General features: G+C 35.1%; 18 protein-coding genes. 11 read left to right on the forward strand and 7 right to left on the reverse strand.

What is annotated here, in order from left to right:
- Positions 1-60 precede the first annotated feature (60 nt).
- From ACLU24_RS12300 to ACLU24_RS12310, 3 genes are all read right to left on the reverse strand, one after another.
- A complete protein-coding gene (locus ACLU24_RS12300) occupies positions 61-591 on the reverse strand; it encodes a DUF7010 family protein (protein WP_181979549.1) in 531 nt (176 codons plus the stop codon).
- Positions 592-692: 101 nt separating this feature from the next.
- Positions 693-2234, reverse strand: coding sequence for a recombinase family protein (locus tag ACLU24_RS12305; RefSeq protein ID WP_118101892.1), 1542 nt, complete (start codon positions 2232-2234; stop codon positions 693-695).
- A gap of 167 nt (positions 2235-2401) precedes the next feature.
- Positions 2402-2851 (reverse strand): sigma factor-like helix-turn-helix DNA-binding protein, encoded by a 450-nt coding sequence (locus tag ACLU24_RS12310; protein ID WP_117952210.1) that lies wholly within the window; start codon positions 2849-2851, stop codon positions 2402-2404.
- Between the two features lie 402 nt (positions 2852-3253).
- Between ACLU24_RS12310 and ACLU24_RS12315 the strand changes: the two genes are divergently transcribed.
- Together ACLU24_RS12315 and ACLU24_RS12320 are read left to right on the forward strand one after the other, a co-directional pair.
- Positions 3254-3592, forward strand: coding sequence for a plasmid mobilization protein (locus ACLU24_RS12315; protein ID WP_294036459.1), 339 nt, complete (start codon positions 3254-3256; stop codon positions 3590-3592).
- Positions 3547-4908: a relaxase/mobilization nuclease domain-containing protein gene (locus ACLU24_RS12320; protein WP_303665800.1), complete on the forward strand. Its 1362-nt coding sequence runs from the start codon at positions 3547-3549 to the stop codon at positions 4906-4908. The genes ACLU24_RS12315 and ACLU24_RS12320 overlap by 46 nt, the downstream gene beginning before the upstream one ends.
- A 3-nt stretch (positions 4909-4911) precedes the next feature.
- Here the strand turns inward: ACLU24_RS12320 and ACLU24_RS12325 are convergent, their stop codons facing one another.
- Positions 4912-5352 carry a hypothetical protein gene (locus tag ACLU24_RS12325; protein ID WP_117952195.1) on the reverse strand — a complete coding sequence of 147 codons (441 nt, stop codon included), beginning with the start codon at positions 5350-5352 and terminating at the stop codon, positions 4912-4914.
- 205 nt (positions 5353-5557) lie between these two features.
- Here ACLU24_RS12325 and ACLU24_RS12330 point away from each other — a divergent pair, with 205 nt between their 5' ends.
- From ACLU24_RS12330 to ACLU24_RS12370, 9 genes are all read left to right on the forward strand, one after another.
- Positions 5558-5716 carry a hypothetical protein gene (locus ACLU24_RS12330; protein ID WP_178085379.1) on the forward strand — a complete coding sequence of 53 codons (159 nt, stop codon included), beginning with the start codon at positions 5558-5560 and terminating at the stop codon, positions 5714-5716.
- A 59-nt stretch (positions 5717-5775) separates the two neighbouring features.
- A complete protein-coding gene (locus ACLU24_RS12335; protein ID WP_117979536.1) occupies positions 5776-6201 on the forward strand; it encodes a single-stranded DNA-binding protein in 426 nt (141 codons plus the stop codon).
- Positions 6202-6213: 12 nt separating this feature from the next.
- Positions 6214-6534, forward strand: a complete 321-nt coding sequence (locus tag ACLU24_RS12340; RefSeq protein WP_117952157.1) for a hypothetical protein — start codon at positions 6214-6216, stop codon at positions 6532-6534.
- 11 nt (positions 6535-6545) lie between these two features.
- Positions 6546-7037, forward strand: coding sequence for a VapD family protein (gene vapD / locus ACLU24_RS12345; protein ID WP_118101887.1), 492 nt, complete (start codon positions 6546-6548; stop codon positions 7035-7037).
- A gap of 14 nt (positions 7038-7051) precedes the next feature.
- The gene (locus ACLU24_RS12350) at positions 7052-7834 is read left to right on the forward strand and encodes a ParA family protein (RefSeq protein WP_303787398.1); all 783 of its coding nucleotides are present in this window, start codon (positions 7052-7054) and stop codon (positions 7832-7834) included.
- 17 nt (positions 7835-7851) lie between these two features.
- Positions 7852-8769, forward strand: a complete 918-nt coding sequence (locus ACLU24_RS12355; RefSeq protein ID WP_309372313.1) for a ParB/RepB/Spo0J family partition protein — start codon at positions 7852-7854, stop codon at positions 8767-8769.
- On the forward strand, positions 8769-9686 hold the full coding sequence (locus ACLU24_RS12360; RefSeq protein ID WP_309372312.1) for a 3'-5' exonuclease: 918 nt from the start codon (positions 8769-8771) through the stop codon (positions 9684-9686). The genes ACLU24_RS12355 and ACLU24_RS12360 overlap by 1 nt, the downstream gene beginning before the upstream one ends.
- A 97-nt stretch (positions 9687-9783) precedes the next feature.
- On the forward strand, positions 9784-10248 hold the full coding sequence (locus ACLU24_RS12365) for a hypothetical protein (protein ID WP_412612983.1): 465 nt from the start codon (positions 9784-9786) through the stop codon (positions 10246-10248).
- Positions 10249-10354: 106 nt separating this feature from the next.
- A complete protein-coding gene (locus ACLU24_RS12370; RefSeq protein ID WP_117979542.1) occupies positions 10355-10570 on the forward strand; it encodes a hypothetical protein in 216 nt (71 codons plus the stop codon).
- A gap of 37 nt (positions 10571-10607) precedes the next feature.
- On the opposite strand, the gene ACLU24_RS12375 is transcribed toward ACLU24_RS12370, so the two are convergent.
- Genes ACLU24_RS12375 through ACLU24_RS12385 form a run of 3 tightly spaced genes read right to left on the reverse strand, consistent with a single transcriptional unit; the run spans position 10608 to position 12257 of the window.
- Positions 10608-11540 carry a zeta toxin family protein gene (locus ACLU24_RS12375; protein WP_412612984.1) on the reverse strand — a complete coding sequence of 311 codons (933 nt, stop codon included), beginning with the start codon at positions 11538-11540 and terminating at the stop codon, positions 10608-10610.
- Positions 11537-11803 carry a hypothetical protein gene (locus tag ACLU24_RS12380; protein WP_412612985.1) on the reverse strand — a complete coding sequence of 89 codons (267 nt, stop codon included), beginning with the start codon at positions 11801-11803 and terminating at the stop codon, positions 11537-11539. The genes ACLU24_RS12375 and ACLU24_RS12380 overlap by 4 nt, the downstream gene beginning before the upstream one ends.
- Positions 11804-11816: 13 nt before the next feature.
- Positions 11817-12257 carry a hypothetical protein gene (locus ACLU24_RS12385; RefSeq protein WP_147337491.1) on the reverse strand — a complete coding sequence of 147 codons (441 nt, stop codon included), beginning with the start codon at positions 12255-12257 and terminating at the stop codon, positions 11817-11819.
- Positions 12258-12275 lie beyond the last annotated feature (18 nt).

A 12275-nucleotide genomic window follows, 5' to 3' on the forward strand; every position in this document is an offset into this window, starting at 1 on the left:
TAAAGCTCTGTTCCTTAAACTTCATTTTTCATGTCATCCCTACAAACTGGAATTTGCCTTTTAGTTATCTGCCATTTTCTTTAATTCCATATGTAATACACAAGCAAATACTACTTCAATAATACATGCAGCAGCAGCAACCGTCGTGCCATTTAATGTGCATCCTAAAATCAAGGAAATAACCGGAATTGAAATTGCAACAACTGTATATCCCTTTGATTTATACAACCATGAATATGGAAACAAATGTGCTCCAAACACCATGGCGTATACCATAATCATCTTTTCCGGAACCGCACTAAACACCCACATAACGATTAATAAATAAATCATTTGATTTAAGGTAAAAATGAAGCCTAACTGTCCTAACGGGTTTTCTTTTGAAAAGATATCCACCTTTATTAGTTTACCAATTATCCAGGACAGCGGTAATAATGGGCATGAACAGCAAAATACCAATAAATTTTTCATATTCATATTGATATCCAAAATTGATACAAGCAATATCAGCAGCCATATAATCACTGATGTCATGATAAACGGTAATCCTTTTTTCTGCTGAATTGCAATTTCTTTTCTTAATTCATTCACAATTTTCTCCTCCACAAATTCCGATTTGTCTTTTTCTTTCTTAAAATGGGCAATCCCGATTGGAACTGCCCATATAGGGCGTTACTGTTTGGGTACAAAATTTACTCAAGGTTGATTTTGCCAATCTCTTTGTAATAAATATGTACTTGTTGACTGCGTTCGTTACCGTTTTTCGTAGCTTCGCAAATCTCAATTTTGTCAATTAAGTCAATCAACAAATCTCTTGATAACTCTGAAACGGGATTATTATAAGATTCGAGTTTTTTCAAAAATCCACAAATTGATTTAGAGCGATTTTCAAGATTAACCTTAATTTTAGATTGCTCAAAAATGACTTTATTGAGTTCTGCTTGCTCTCGTAAATAATCAGATTCCAACTTTTTGAAAGTTGCGAGATTTATGTTTCCAAGCACTTTATCTTCATACAAATTTTTGAGAATTGTGTCAATTTGCAAAATGCGTTTTTTCGCATTTTTAAGATTTTGAGAATTTGCACATTGTGCCGTTTTGGTGTCAATGTGCATTTTCTCTTTTGCGAGTTTTATAACAATCCCTTTGTTTTTAATGAGCTTGTTAATGTCGCTTTTGACACAATCAATAAGTTTGTTTTCATTGATATAGTGCGAGGTGCAACCTTGCGTTTTTCTTGCTTTTGAACAAGAATAAGAAGTTGTTCCGTGGTAACGGCGTTGTGCATACATTCGACTTTTGCAGTCGGCACATAATAACAAGTCAGAAAAAAGCACCGGTTCGCTGTAATCGTGTCTAACTGGTTTTCTGTCTAATCGTAATTTCTGTGCTTCAGCAAAAATCTCTCGACTTATAATCGGCTCTTGTCTGTCATGGAATATTACAAGACTGTCAACATCCGAACGCTTGAAGTTAATCATATCGCCGCAGTAATCTTGACAAGTCAAAATTTTTGCAACGGTATCTTTAGACCAACGATATGGATTTTGCTCCGGATTGAGTTTTGGCAATCCAATTGTCGATGGTATTTTAACTTTGTTCGCAAAAAGATAATTTGCAATACTTACCGGACCGTAACCTTTTAGGTACAAGTCAAATATTTTTTGCACAACGGCAGCTGTCGGCTCATCAATTAACCAATCGCCGTTTTCGGCTTTTTTGTAACCGTAAAGCGGACGAGTTGCCAATCGTATACCTGAGTTGCCTTTGCTCTTAACTACAGCTCTTTGCTTCCTTGACAAATCTTTGGCATACCATTCATTCATAATGTTTTTAAATGGGATAAAATCGTTTAATTCATCATTGACCGATGTGTCAAGGTTGTCTGCAATAGAAATAAAGCGGACACCTTTTTCCGGGAATAATACTTCTGTGTAGTACCCAACCTTAAGATAGTTTCTGCCCAATCTTGATAAGTCCTTTACTATAACTGTTTTGACTAAATCGTTTTCAACATCGGAAAGAAGTCTTTTAAAATCCGGTCTGTCAAAATTTGTTCCCGTAAAGCCATCGTCAACATAAATCTCTGTCGGCGTCAAGCTGTGTTTAAGTGCATAGTCCTGAAGGATTTGCTTTTGATGTATAATACTGTTGCTGTCGCCTTTTAACTCGTCATCAGACGATAGGCGGCAATACAGGGCTGTAAATCGTAAATTTTGTTTGTTTTCCTGCATATCTGTTATTCTCCTTTTACGCAGGCAACAATTGATTTACCTCCATAATACCACCTTGCAAAATCAAGTCAAGACTTCGTGAGGATTTTTTCCTCTATATATATTCCGTAAAAAACGGGTTTTCGCACCCCTAAAATCCAAAAAAATTTAAAAAATTTTTAATTTTCTTAATACTCTGTGATATCTTGCTCTATAAGTATGCGTAATTTGTGCAATGTGCGATTGAGCTTACGAGAATACGCCTGTCTTGAAATATTATGCTTGTTTCCAAGCTCTTCGAGTGAGGGGCGTTTATCAGGAGAAAAAAACACCTCATCAATAATCAGTCTTTCAAGGTCGGTCAATTCATCTAAAGCCACAAGCAAGCATTTGTGCAACTCCTGAGCTGATAAAGTTTTCACTATGTCAGATTCAGTATCAATATATACATCCGACTTATCGTTATAATCGCTCAGCGACTCAATTCGCTTTTTGTGTTTGTTCTTATCATAAGCTTTTTCGAAAAACATCCATTTTTCCTGTCGGGCAGTTTTTCGCTTATAAGCTTTAAGCAAAATGAGCTGATTATCACTTTTTAAATTTTTTGAATTTTCAAGGTGCGTGCTGTTCATCGTCATTAAAAAAACACTCCGTTCTTTTAACGACTGAACAGACAACTATTGATATAAACATATTATCACAATATATTAGCGTTTTCAAGATTTTTCTTCTACAAGAAAAATCTTTTTTTAATTTTACCCTGTTCTAAAATCAGAAAAAATTTAAAAAATGAAAAAATTTTTTAAAAGCAGGGGTGCGAAATTGCAAAAATTACGGAATATATATAGAGGGTATTTTTGCTATTAGACCTTAGAGGGAAAATATCCCCGCAGGTCTAATAGCAAGCACTGCGGTGTGTCGGACATTTCGACACAAACCGCCAATTTTTCAAATCCGTAAAATTTGAAAAATTGCTTGTTAAGGGATACCCCTAAAACCCCGTTTTTTAGAAAATTAAAATTTTACAGAAAGGCATTTTTATGAAAAACATTGAAAACAAAACTATCAGAATCAGCGTAAGAGTTTCTGAAGAAGAATTGAAAATTATAGAAAAACGAGCTTCGCTCACTAATGAAAAATCGCTAAGTTCGTTTTTGCGAAAACAGGCAATAAAAGGATTTGTCATCAATGTGAATTTTTCAGAATTTGACGATTTGCGAAAAAACATTACTGCAATAGGAACTAACATAAATCAGATTGCAAAACGGGTGAATTCAACAAATCGCTTTTACGATGAGGACATCGAATACATTAAGAAGGTGCAAAAAGAAATATGGCAATCACTAAACTCGGTTCAGTCAAAACTACGCTCTCTGTAGCAATTGACTACATTCTAAATCCGGAAAAAACAGAAAATCAAAAATATGTGTACTGCTACGGTTGTACCGAGGATGGCAAATCGGCAGAACAGGAATTTTTGGCAATCAGAGAATTTGGAACAGGCAAAGGTGATGTTCTCGCTCAACATATTAAGCAATCGTTTAAAGGACAGGAAGTTACACCTGAACAAGCACTTGAAATTGGAATAAAAACCGCCGAACGCTTGCTTGAAAATAAATATCAGTACATAGTAGCGACACATACGGATAAGGACAACATACACAACCACATCATTTTTAATAATATTAATTTTGAGAATTTCCGTACTTTTGAATGGCAGCAAAATCGTGGCGGTAAGTCTTGGAAAAAACTCCGTGAAATAAATGATGATGTATGCAGAGAATACAATTTATCTGTAATTGAAAAACCTATCAATCCGGGCAAATGTTACTACGAATGGCAACAGGATTATTTGGGTAAATCTTGGAAGTCAAAATTAAGATGTGTGATTGATGAAACAATAATGCAATCGACATCTTTTGAAGATTTTTTAGAACAGCTTAAAAAGAAAAATGTTGAGTGTATTTATACTCCCGAAAATGTCATAAAGATAAAATTTCGCTTGCAGGGACAACAGCGTTTTTCAAGAGGTCGCACTCTCGGTTGGTATTATGACGAACCTCAATTACGCAAACGCATTGAGCAGTATCAATTCTTAAAAACCGGTAAAAGCGGAAAAATATACAGAACCCGAATTATTGATACAAGCACAGATGTATTTCAGACTTCCAAAGGATTATTGCATTGGGCAAATATTAAGAATATGCAAGAGGTTTCAAAGCTCATAAATTTTTTGTCTGAAAACAATATGAGAAGTGAGTCGGATATAGAAAACAGAGCTGCAGAAAAATACAATGACAGAATGGTTATTGTTTCCAAACTTAACAGAACTCAAAACCAAATTAACGATATTGCAGATGTAATAAAGCTCATAAGGACATATGAGAAGTACAAGCCTTATCACAAAAATCTGATGACTGCAAAAAATCAAAAACAATACAAAAAAGAAAACATCACCGCACTTGCAAAGTACGATGATGCAGTTGCTAAATTATTAAGTTTGTATCCCGACAGAAAATTGCCGACAATTTCAACTCTTGAAGAAAAACGAAAAAAATTAACTTCCGATGTTCAGCAGATGAATGAAGAATACAAGGCAATTATTGATGAGCTTAAAAAGATTGAATATGCCCGTCAAAGCATTAACGATTATCTCAGAAACAATGACAGGTCACAAAATAAAAGCTTGGAATAATTATTATTTATATTTTTCTTCTTCACGGTCAATCTCTTCCATAAATAATTGCATTGCATAATTATATGCCTTGTTAAGATTTAACCCTTTGTCTTTGACCCAATTCTGCAATTTTTCCTTTTCGCCCTTCGGCACATAAATATGGATTATGTCATATAAGTCCTTCGGCTTTACCGTAGAATTTTTAGGATAAACTCTCTTCTTTGCACATTCCTCACAGATTTTCTGACTGCCGGATTTTAAAATGAAGGATTTTCCGCAGTTCGGGCATATCTGTTCCGTGCCGACTCTTCGTGCCGTTCCTGCTTTTTGTTTTTCCTTGTGTGCCTGAATCCGTTCGAGCTTCTTTATTTCTCTGCACTCAGGACAATATTTAGCGTGTTTAGCGGTGGTTTCAAATTTATTTCCGCATCGTTCGCAGGTAAATTCTTTAATTGTAACCATCAGACCAATCCCTTTCGCTATACTTTTGCTACTACTATTATTTTATCAAGTATAAACGAATTGTCAATACAAATTGAAAAAAATGCCGTTTTTGAACAAAAAATTTAAAATTACACTTGACATTACCCCTAAATGAAGTATAATATAATCAGAAATAGTTTAGGAAATGATTTCAAGTGTGAAAAGTTAAGGAGGTAAAACAAAGATGAAAACAGTAAGAGTAGTTGAATATATCGACCTTGAGGGAGAAAATCACACCGATGAATTTGAAGAATCAGCCGATGCGGTTAAATTTTTTATGAGGATTACATCGGAAAAGCTCGTAAAAAGAGCTGCGTTATATGACAAAGTAATTGAAAATTAACTTGTGCCCCAACGGGGCATAAGTTGCAAAATACAAATATTTTTAAAGGAGTTAAAATTATGATTCGCAATGAAGTAAAACTTATCGGCAGACTTACCGCCGACCCTGAACTCAAATACACAAAAGAAACAAACAAAGCTCTGTGCAATGTAGTGTTAGCTGTAAACAGTATTTACAGTAATGAAGCAGAGTATTTGCACCTTGTCTTTTGGAACAAGACGGCTGAAAATCTTTGCAAATATAAAGGCAAAGGTGATTTGATTGCTGTTACAGGATACCTTAAAACGAGGAGCTACATCGACAAAGAGAATATTGTCAGAAATATTGTAGAAGTCATTGTTGAACAAGTTGACTATCTCGGTTACACCAAAAGAGGAGTTGACAAAAGCGAACCAATACCGAAGCTTGACCCTGACCACAAGAAACAGGAAGAGTATCAGATGATACACGATGCACTGTGTGCTGACGAAGATTTACCGTTTTAAGGAGTGATATAAATGAAATTTAAATACAAGGTCGAAATTGTTATTGATGAAGAAAAGGTTATCAATGACGATATTTACGACCCTAAAGAAATGTATGAATTCATCAGGAATATGTTTAAACGCTTTGACTTAGCTGAAATTAAAACCGATAAACCCTATCACTTGATTTTTGCAGATAAAGGCAGAAACAGAGATTATGGAGCATTGGGAAAAGCAATGCTTGATTTGTATTACTCAGACTGGTTTTTAAACTACGCAAAAAAACTTTTTTGGCACAATAATGTTAATGAAAGCGTTGAAGATGTTCTTAAGCAACTTGGGAATAAAACTTGAGGTGATTCTCAATGAAGAAAGCACTTGAATCACCTGAAAACAAGAAATGTATTAAAGCAATAAATTTTGATTTAGAAACCAAAAGAGTGAAAGAGATTTTTCATTCAAATAGTCCTTATATTTACTTAAAAGCCTATCAACTGGTATCTAAATTTTTAAAAAGCAACGATTTTAAGCATAGACAATTTTCAGGATACATTTCAAGTAAGAAAATGTCAGATGCTGAAATTCTGAATATTGCGTATAAACTCAACGATGAGTTACCTTGGTTCAGTAAATGTGTCAAAAAGTTTGATGTTACCGATGTTGGAGAACAACACGATTTGATGTACATATTTCAAAAGCCTGAAAAATCAAAGTTGCAGTCTAAATCGGTTGAAACTAAAGAAAACAAAACTAAAGGAAAAGCTCCAATTTCCCGCAAACAAATTAAGAATAACGCTAAAATAATCACCCAAAAGAATACAGTCAGCAAAGAAAAACAAACAGATAAATCAAGATAACGGAGGTATAAATTATGTGCAAAATCATTTCAATAGCTAATCAGAAGGGCGGAGTCGGTAAGACAACAACAGCTTTTAATATAGCAACCGCTCTCGCCCTCAAAAACAACAAAGTGCTTGCAATAGACTTTGACCCACAGGCGGATTTATCCAAATATGCCGATTTCGACAATACAGACGGCAATCCTACAATGAGTGACCTTCTCATCGGCAAGGTAGGTATGAGTAAGGCAGTCGAAATTAAAGACTGCATCAGACATAACGAGGTTAATAATCTTGATTACATACCTTGTGATATTAACCTTGCAAATGCAGACTTATTCCTTGCAGGAGTTTTGTCAAGAGAAACAATACTCAAGCGTATCCTGAACGATGATACAGTTAAACAGTATGATTATGTAATCATTGACTGCAATCCCTCATTAGGGGTGTTGCTGATGAACGCATTGACTGCCAGCTCAGGAGTAATTATACCCGTACAGGTACAGGATTTTGCCTTTGGCGGTCTTAAAACGCTTACAGGAGTTATTACACAGATACAGGAAACAATCAATCCGGATTTAGAGATCCTCGGTGTGCTGCCGACAATGGTTGACCGTACCAACGCAAGCAAGCGTGTTGTTGAACAGCTTGAAAGTATCTACAATGATACTCTTTTCGGCATTCAGATACACCGTGCTACACAAGCAGTTGAAAGCACAAAACAGCACAAAGCATTATGCTTGATTAAGGGCAGCAAGCTCGGAGAGGAATACATAGCTTGTGCCGATGAATTGTCGAAAAGAATCGGTGCGTAAATTACGGAGGAATAACAATGACAGGCTTTAATTTTGGGGCTATGCTCTCACAAAATAATCAGATAAAGCAAATACCGCTTGATATGCTTGTACCGTTTCACAATCATCAGTTTTCTCTTTACGACGGCGAACGCAGGGATGATATGGTTGAATCAATCCGCAAAAACGGAGTAATGACACCTATTGTTTGCAGACCAAATCCTGATGGAACAGATACATACGAAATCTTAATCGGTCATAACCGGTGGAATTGCTCTAAAATAGCAGGTCTTGAAACAATACCGGCCATTATTAAAGAGCAACTCACAGAAGAGGAAGCTCAAACTTATGTTGATGAAAGCAACCTTATTCAGAGAGGTTTCAATGACCTCAAAGTATCTGAACAGGCAAGAATTATTGCAAGACGATATTCTGAAATGTTTTCTCAGGGAAAGAGAAATGACATCATCAATGAAATTCGTGTGCTTAACGGCGAAGAAACTTCTTCCGGCAACAGCCGTGAAAAGGTTGCAGATGAGTACGGATTAAGTCGGAATACTATTGCAAGACTTGTGCGAATAAGCAAGTTATCTGACGGTATTCTCGGTTGGATTGATAAAGGTCAGCTTGCCGTCAGAGCAGGTGTAGAATTATCGTATTTACTGGCAGAGGAACAGGAAGAATTATTTGAGATAAACTCGGCTGACGATGATATGCTGATGAAAATATCCGAAGCTCAGGCAAGAGATTTACGAGTTTTGTCTGCTGACGGTGTACTTGATGGAGATGAAGTGATGAAAGTTTTATCCGTCAAAAAGAAAAAGCCCGACAAAAAAGTATCTATTGCCCCAACACTTTACAAAAAATACTTTGCAGGTCTTAGCAATGAGGAAATTCAACAAATAGTTGAACAAGCTCTTGAAATGTTTTACAGCGATAGAAAGGAGCATACATAATGAGTAATGTTTGGGATAAATATAAATCAACGGTCAGAACACATATCAGTGTTCCGGAAAGTAGGACTTTAATTACTGAAAATCAATGGAAAGCAAAGCACTTTATAAAGATTGACGAACAGAGTGGTAAGTATTTATGGGTTAATGCTAATTGTCCGTCTAAAAAGCTGTACTTGTGGGACGAGGAAGTTCGCCATATGACTGAGCAGGAGCTTGCAAAATACCGAGCAGACGAAAAAAGTAAGCGTATAGCTCAGAGAAAAGCTCTTCTAAAGCGAAAAGAGGCGAAAAAACAAGAAGAATTACAGTTGTTCAAAAAAGAGTTCAAAAAAGAAATTACTCAGAATATTATACAAAAGACTTTCAGCGTTCCGTATAAATCCGAAATTATCTATGACGAAATAGTCATAGATACCGAAACAACAGGTCTTAATCCTTATGACGATGAGCTGTTACAGGTGTCAATCATTGATGGTCAGGGCAACACTCTTTTCAACAGCTATATTAAGCCGCTTTATACAGATAATTGGAATAAAGCTATGGCGGTTAATAACATAACCCCCGAAACGGTTGCCACTGCACAGAATATTCTTGAAGTGAAGCAGAAAATCAGTCGTATTATCAATTCTGCTCATACTATCATAGGGTTCAATGTATATTTTGATTTAGGATTTCTTTCCAATATAGGGATTAAAAATGAAAACGCTGCTATAGTAGATGTTATGGAGGATTTTGCTTATATATACGGAGAATGGAGCGAGCAATATGGCTGTCACGAATGGCAAAGACTCACTAAATGTGCAGAATATTACGGATATGATTGGGGAACAGACATTGCTCACGATAGTTTATCTGATTGCAGAGCTACTTTGTATTGCTACAAAAAAATGAAAGAACAAAAGGAACTGGAATCTTAATGTTACAAAGAAGTATCCGTAATGGTTGTAACGGATAAGTATAAGAGTATAGCCGATGCAGAGAAACACTATCCAAAATTGTTAGGAGGTAATAATTATGACAATTGAATTTTTTGAAAAAATGTGCGATATAGATTCCGATAAAACATATGTGAGCAAAGCAAAGCTCAATGGCACAGAGCTTCCGTTGTATGCAGTTGAAGAAAAAATCAATATTTGTAACGAAAAGGAATACAAATACTACAGCTACAATCAGAGAACCAATAACTACAGTATGAGAAGCTTGTTGTGGGACGAAGCTGAATATATTGAATTTTTGTATAATCACAGGACAGATGAGCTTCAGAAGCTGATTGACTCAGGAAAGCTGTACAGAACAGTAATGCAGAGAGTACACAAGGCAAACAAACTTATTGACAGCACATTGCACGAATGGGAATCACAGGACGAAGAAATTATTCTTGCAAAAAAGTCAGGAAACAACGAAAAATATCGCAAGCTCCTTAACTGCTTGCGAATGACAGCACAAACAGAAATTTACAGGGAATATTTGTTCAGATGAGGAGTGTAAGAAATGTTAGTTATAATTACCGACATTGTATTCTCACTTTAATTTTCATTTACAACAGATTTTTCGGTTGATATGAAATAATGAAAGGAAAAACTCTATGAAGTTTGAAATTAAAAATAATAAAATTTATAGAAAGGGTGAAGAAATCAAACCCGATACAAGCGGTACAAATGGAAAGGTTGTAAGCGGAATGTCGGCACACGGCTTATGGTTTTCAGCTTCAACAAGTACCGAAAAAATTACAATTTATAAAAAGGACATCATTGACCTTGCCCCAAACGCCCACGAAGTTTTTATGAGCTATATAATTTGAAAAAACAACAAAAAGGCAGATAACATCTTTTTTGATGCTATCTGCTTTTACTTTTGTCCTTGTTATGTTGTGATTGATTTTCTCGTTTGTGGGATATAATTTTTGAATTTTTCTTTATTTGATTTCTTGATAAAGGAAATTTTCGTGAAACTGTTTTTGAATTAGATTGTGCATTAGACAATCTTTTTGATGATTCTAATATATATTGTGCTAAATCAGGTGCTTTCCTTGCTTGTTTAAGAAAAATTACGGTATTAATTATTTCCTTGTATGAACTGATTTCATCTTCAGACCACGCCCCGAACAACTTGTCTTTTTCAACCAGTACGGGAGATATTCCGTCTTTGATACTATATAGGTTATTTCCTTCTCTGTCATAAAGTTTTATATCATCAAAAATATTTTCTTTGAAAATTATATCCAAGTTGTCACAAATTGCATCAACCACTTTATCGTGGTGTTCTTTAGCGGTAGCTCGTGGTATCATACCAAATCTAATATTGTTTTCATATCTTAGTATGGTGCTTTCGTAAGAGATATCCTTTTTTACTGAAATCAAATATAATTCAACTTTATAATTCTTATTCTTCAATAAATGACAAGTATTGAGCGGAACATCAGCCGTCCTCAAAGTTCCTTCAATAATCAGATTATATTTCATATCACTTAAATCTGAAATAAGCCTTTCAACAATTTCATTGATGAAAGGCTGTGTATATTTTGGAGAGTCATCACCGAATTCATCCTGTATGCTTTCAAAACGAGGGTGCGATTGACGGTAAGCATCGGCATTTATGGCAATGACATTTTTGTTTTTACGAAGAATAATCTTCTGAAGTTGTGTTTTTCCTGCTCCCGGTTGTCCGCCAAGAATGTAGGCAATAGGATTTTGTACAGGAATTTTATCAAATAAAATACGCTTTAAAATTTCTTCATAAGCTAATTCAAATTCAGCATTAGTATAATTCATACCAATGCTCCAACGGAAATAGCTGACGGTATATGCTCAATTATCCACTCATATTCTTTTACATTGCTGTATAGGTCATCTAATTCAGATTGGTTATCACAAAGAATAATCTTTGTATTGTATGAGCATAAATCCTTATACATCTTTTTCACGCAATCCAAAGCTGAGTCAGAGCGAAGATACTTTTCATACTTTGCCATAACGGCATTTGCATATTCTACCAAAACTTCACATTGAGCGGTTACAAGATAATTAGTTTTCATATACATACTCCTTTCAGTCTGAGCAATAATAATTAATTGCAATTTGTTTTATCCGATTGAAAATACTCAGTTTATTCGGTTTAATTTTAAGATTATCAAATGATTCATTGTTGGCGAAATAATAATTGCTCAATGCTTCAAGAAAAGCAAGCTCATCTATGTTGTCATAATCAGAAAGCATATCGTTTATAGTCTGATTAACAGTTGTACATAAAACACCGTCAAAATTGAGATACTCTATATCGTCAAATGAATTGACAATATGATATTCAATGTTATCAAATTGTCCCTCGTTCTGAGCATACACCTGTATCTTAGATTCATTGACATAACCATTGAATAATTCAAGGTACTCAAGTGCCGAAACTCCGCACAGGATTAAATCCGTACCTTGAACCACATCTTGTAACCAATCGACATTAGAAAGATATCGTGTACTTGTAATTGACATCATAAATATCACCACACTTCA

Origin of the sequence: Pseudoruminococcus sp., assembly GCF_047012705.1 — a bacterium.
Lineage (GTDB): Bacteria > Bacillota > Clostridia > Oscillospirales > Acutalibacteraceae > Pseudoruminococcus.

Bases quoted from the DNA above. Each gene is read 5' to 3' on its own strand.
- ACLU24_RS12370 (WP_117979542.1), top strand. From the start codon at position 10,355: ATGAAGTTTGAAATTAAAAATAATAAAATTTATAGAAAGGGTGAAGAA.
- ACLU24_RS12320 (WP_303665800.1), top strand. From the start codon at position 3,547: ATGGCAATCACTAAACTCGGTTCAGTCAAAACTACGCTCTCTGTAGCA.
- ACLU24_RS12380 (WP_412612985.1), bottom strand. From the start codon at position 11,803: ATGAAAACTAATTATCTTGTAACCGCTCAATGTGAAGTTTTGGTAGAA.
- ACLU24_RS12340 (WP_117952157.1), top strand. From the start codon at position 6,214: ATGAAATTTAAATACAAGGTCGAAATTGTTATTGATGAAGAAAAGGTT.
- ACLU24_RS12335 (WP_117979536.1), top strand. From the start codon at position 5,776: ATGATTCGCAATGAAGTAAAACTTATCGGCAGACTTACCGCCGACCCT.
- ACLU24_RS12325 (WP_117952195.1), bottom strand. From the start codon at position 5,352: ATGGTTACAATTAAAGAATTTACCTGCGAACGATGCGGAAATAAATTT.
- ACLU24_RS12360 (WP_309372312.1), top strand. From the start codon at position 8,769: ATGAGTAATGTTTGGGATAAATATAAATCAACGGTCAGAACACATATC.
- ACLU24_RS12330 (WP_178085379.1), top strand. From the start codon at position 5,558: ATGAAAACAGTAAGAGTAGTTGAATATATCGACCTTGAGGGAGAAAAT.
- vapD (WP_118101887.1), top strand. From the start codon at position 6,546: ATGAAGAAAGCACTTGAATCACCTGAAAACAAGAAATGTATTAAAGCA.
- ACLU24_RS12365 (WP_412612983.1), top strand. From the start codon at position 9,784: ATGACAATTGAATTTTTTGAAAAAATGTGCGATATAGATTCCGATAAA.
- ACLU24_RS12385 (WP_147337491.1), bottom strand. From the start codon at position 12,257: ATGATGTCAATTACAAGTACACGATATCTTTCTAATGTCGATTGGTTA.
- ACLU24_RS12375 (WP_412612984.1), bottom strand. From the start codon at position 11,540: ATGAATTATACTAATGCTGAATTTGAATTAGCTTATGAAGAAATTTTA.
- ACLU24_RS12310 (WP_117952210.1), bottom strand. From the start codon at position 2,851: ATGACGATGAACAGCACGCACCTTGAAAATTCAAAAAATTTAAAAAGT.
- ACLU24_RS12315 (WP_294036459.1), top strand. From the start codon at position 3,254: ATGAAAAACATTGAAAACAAAACTATCAGAATCAGCGTAAGAGTTTCT.
- ACLU24_RS12355 (WP_309372313.1), top strand. From the start codon at position 7,852: ATGACAGGCTTTAATTTTGGGGCTATGCTCTCACAAAATAATCAGATA.
- ACLU24_RS12350 (WP_303787398.1), top strand. From the start codon at position 7,052: ATGTGCAAAATCATTTCAATAGCTAATCAGAAGGGCGGAGTCGGTAAG.
- ACLU24_RS12305 (WP_118101892.1), bottom strand. From the start codon at position 2,234: ATGCAGGAAAACAAACAAAATTTACGATTTACAGCCCTGTATTGCCGC.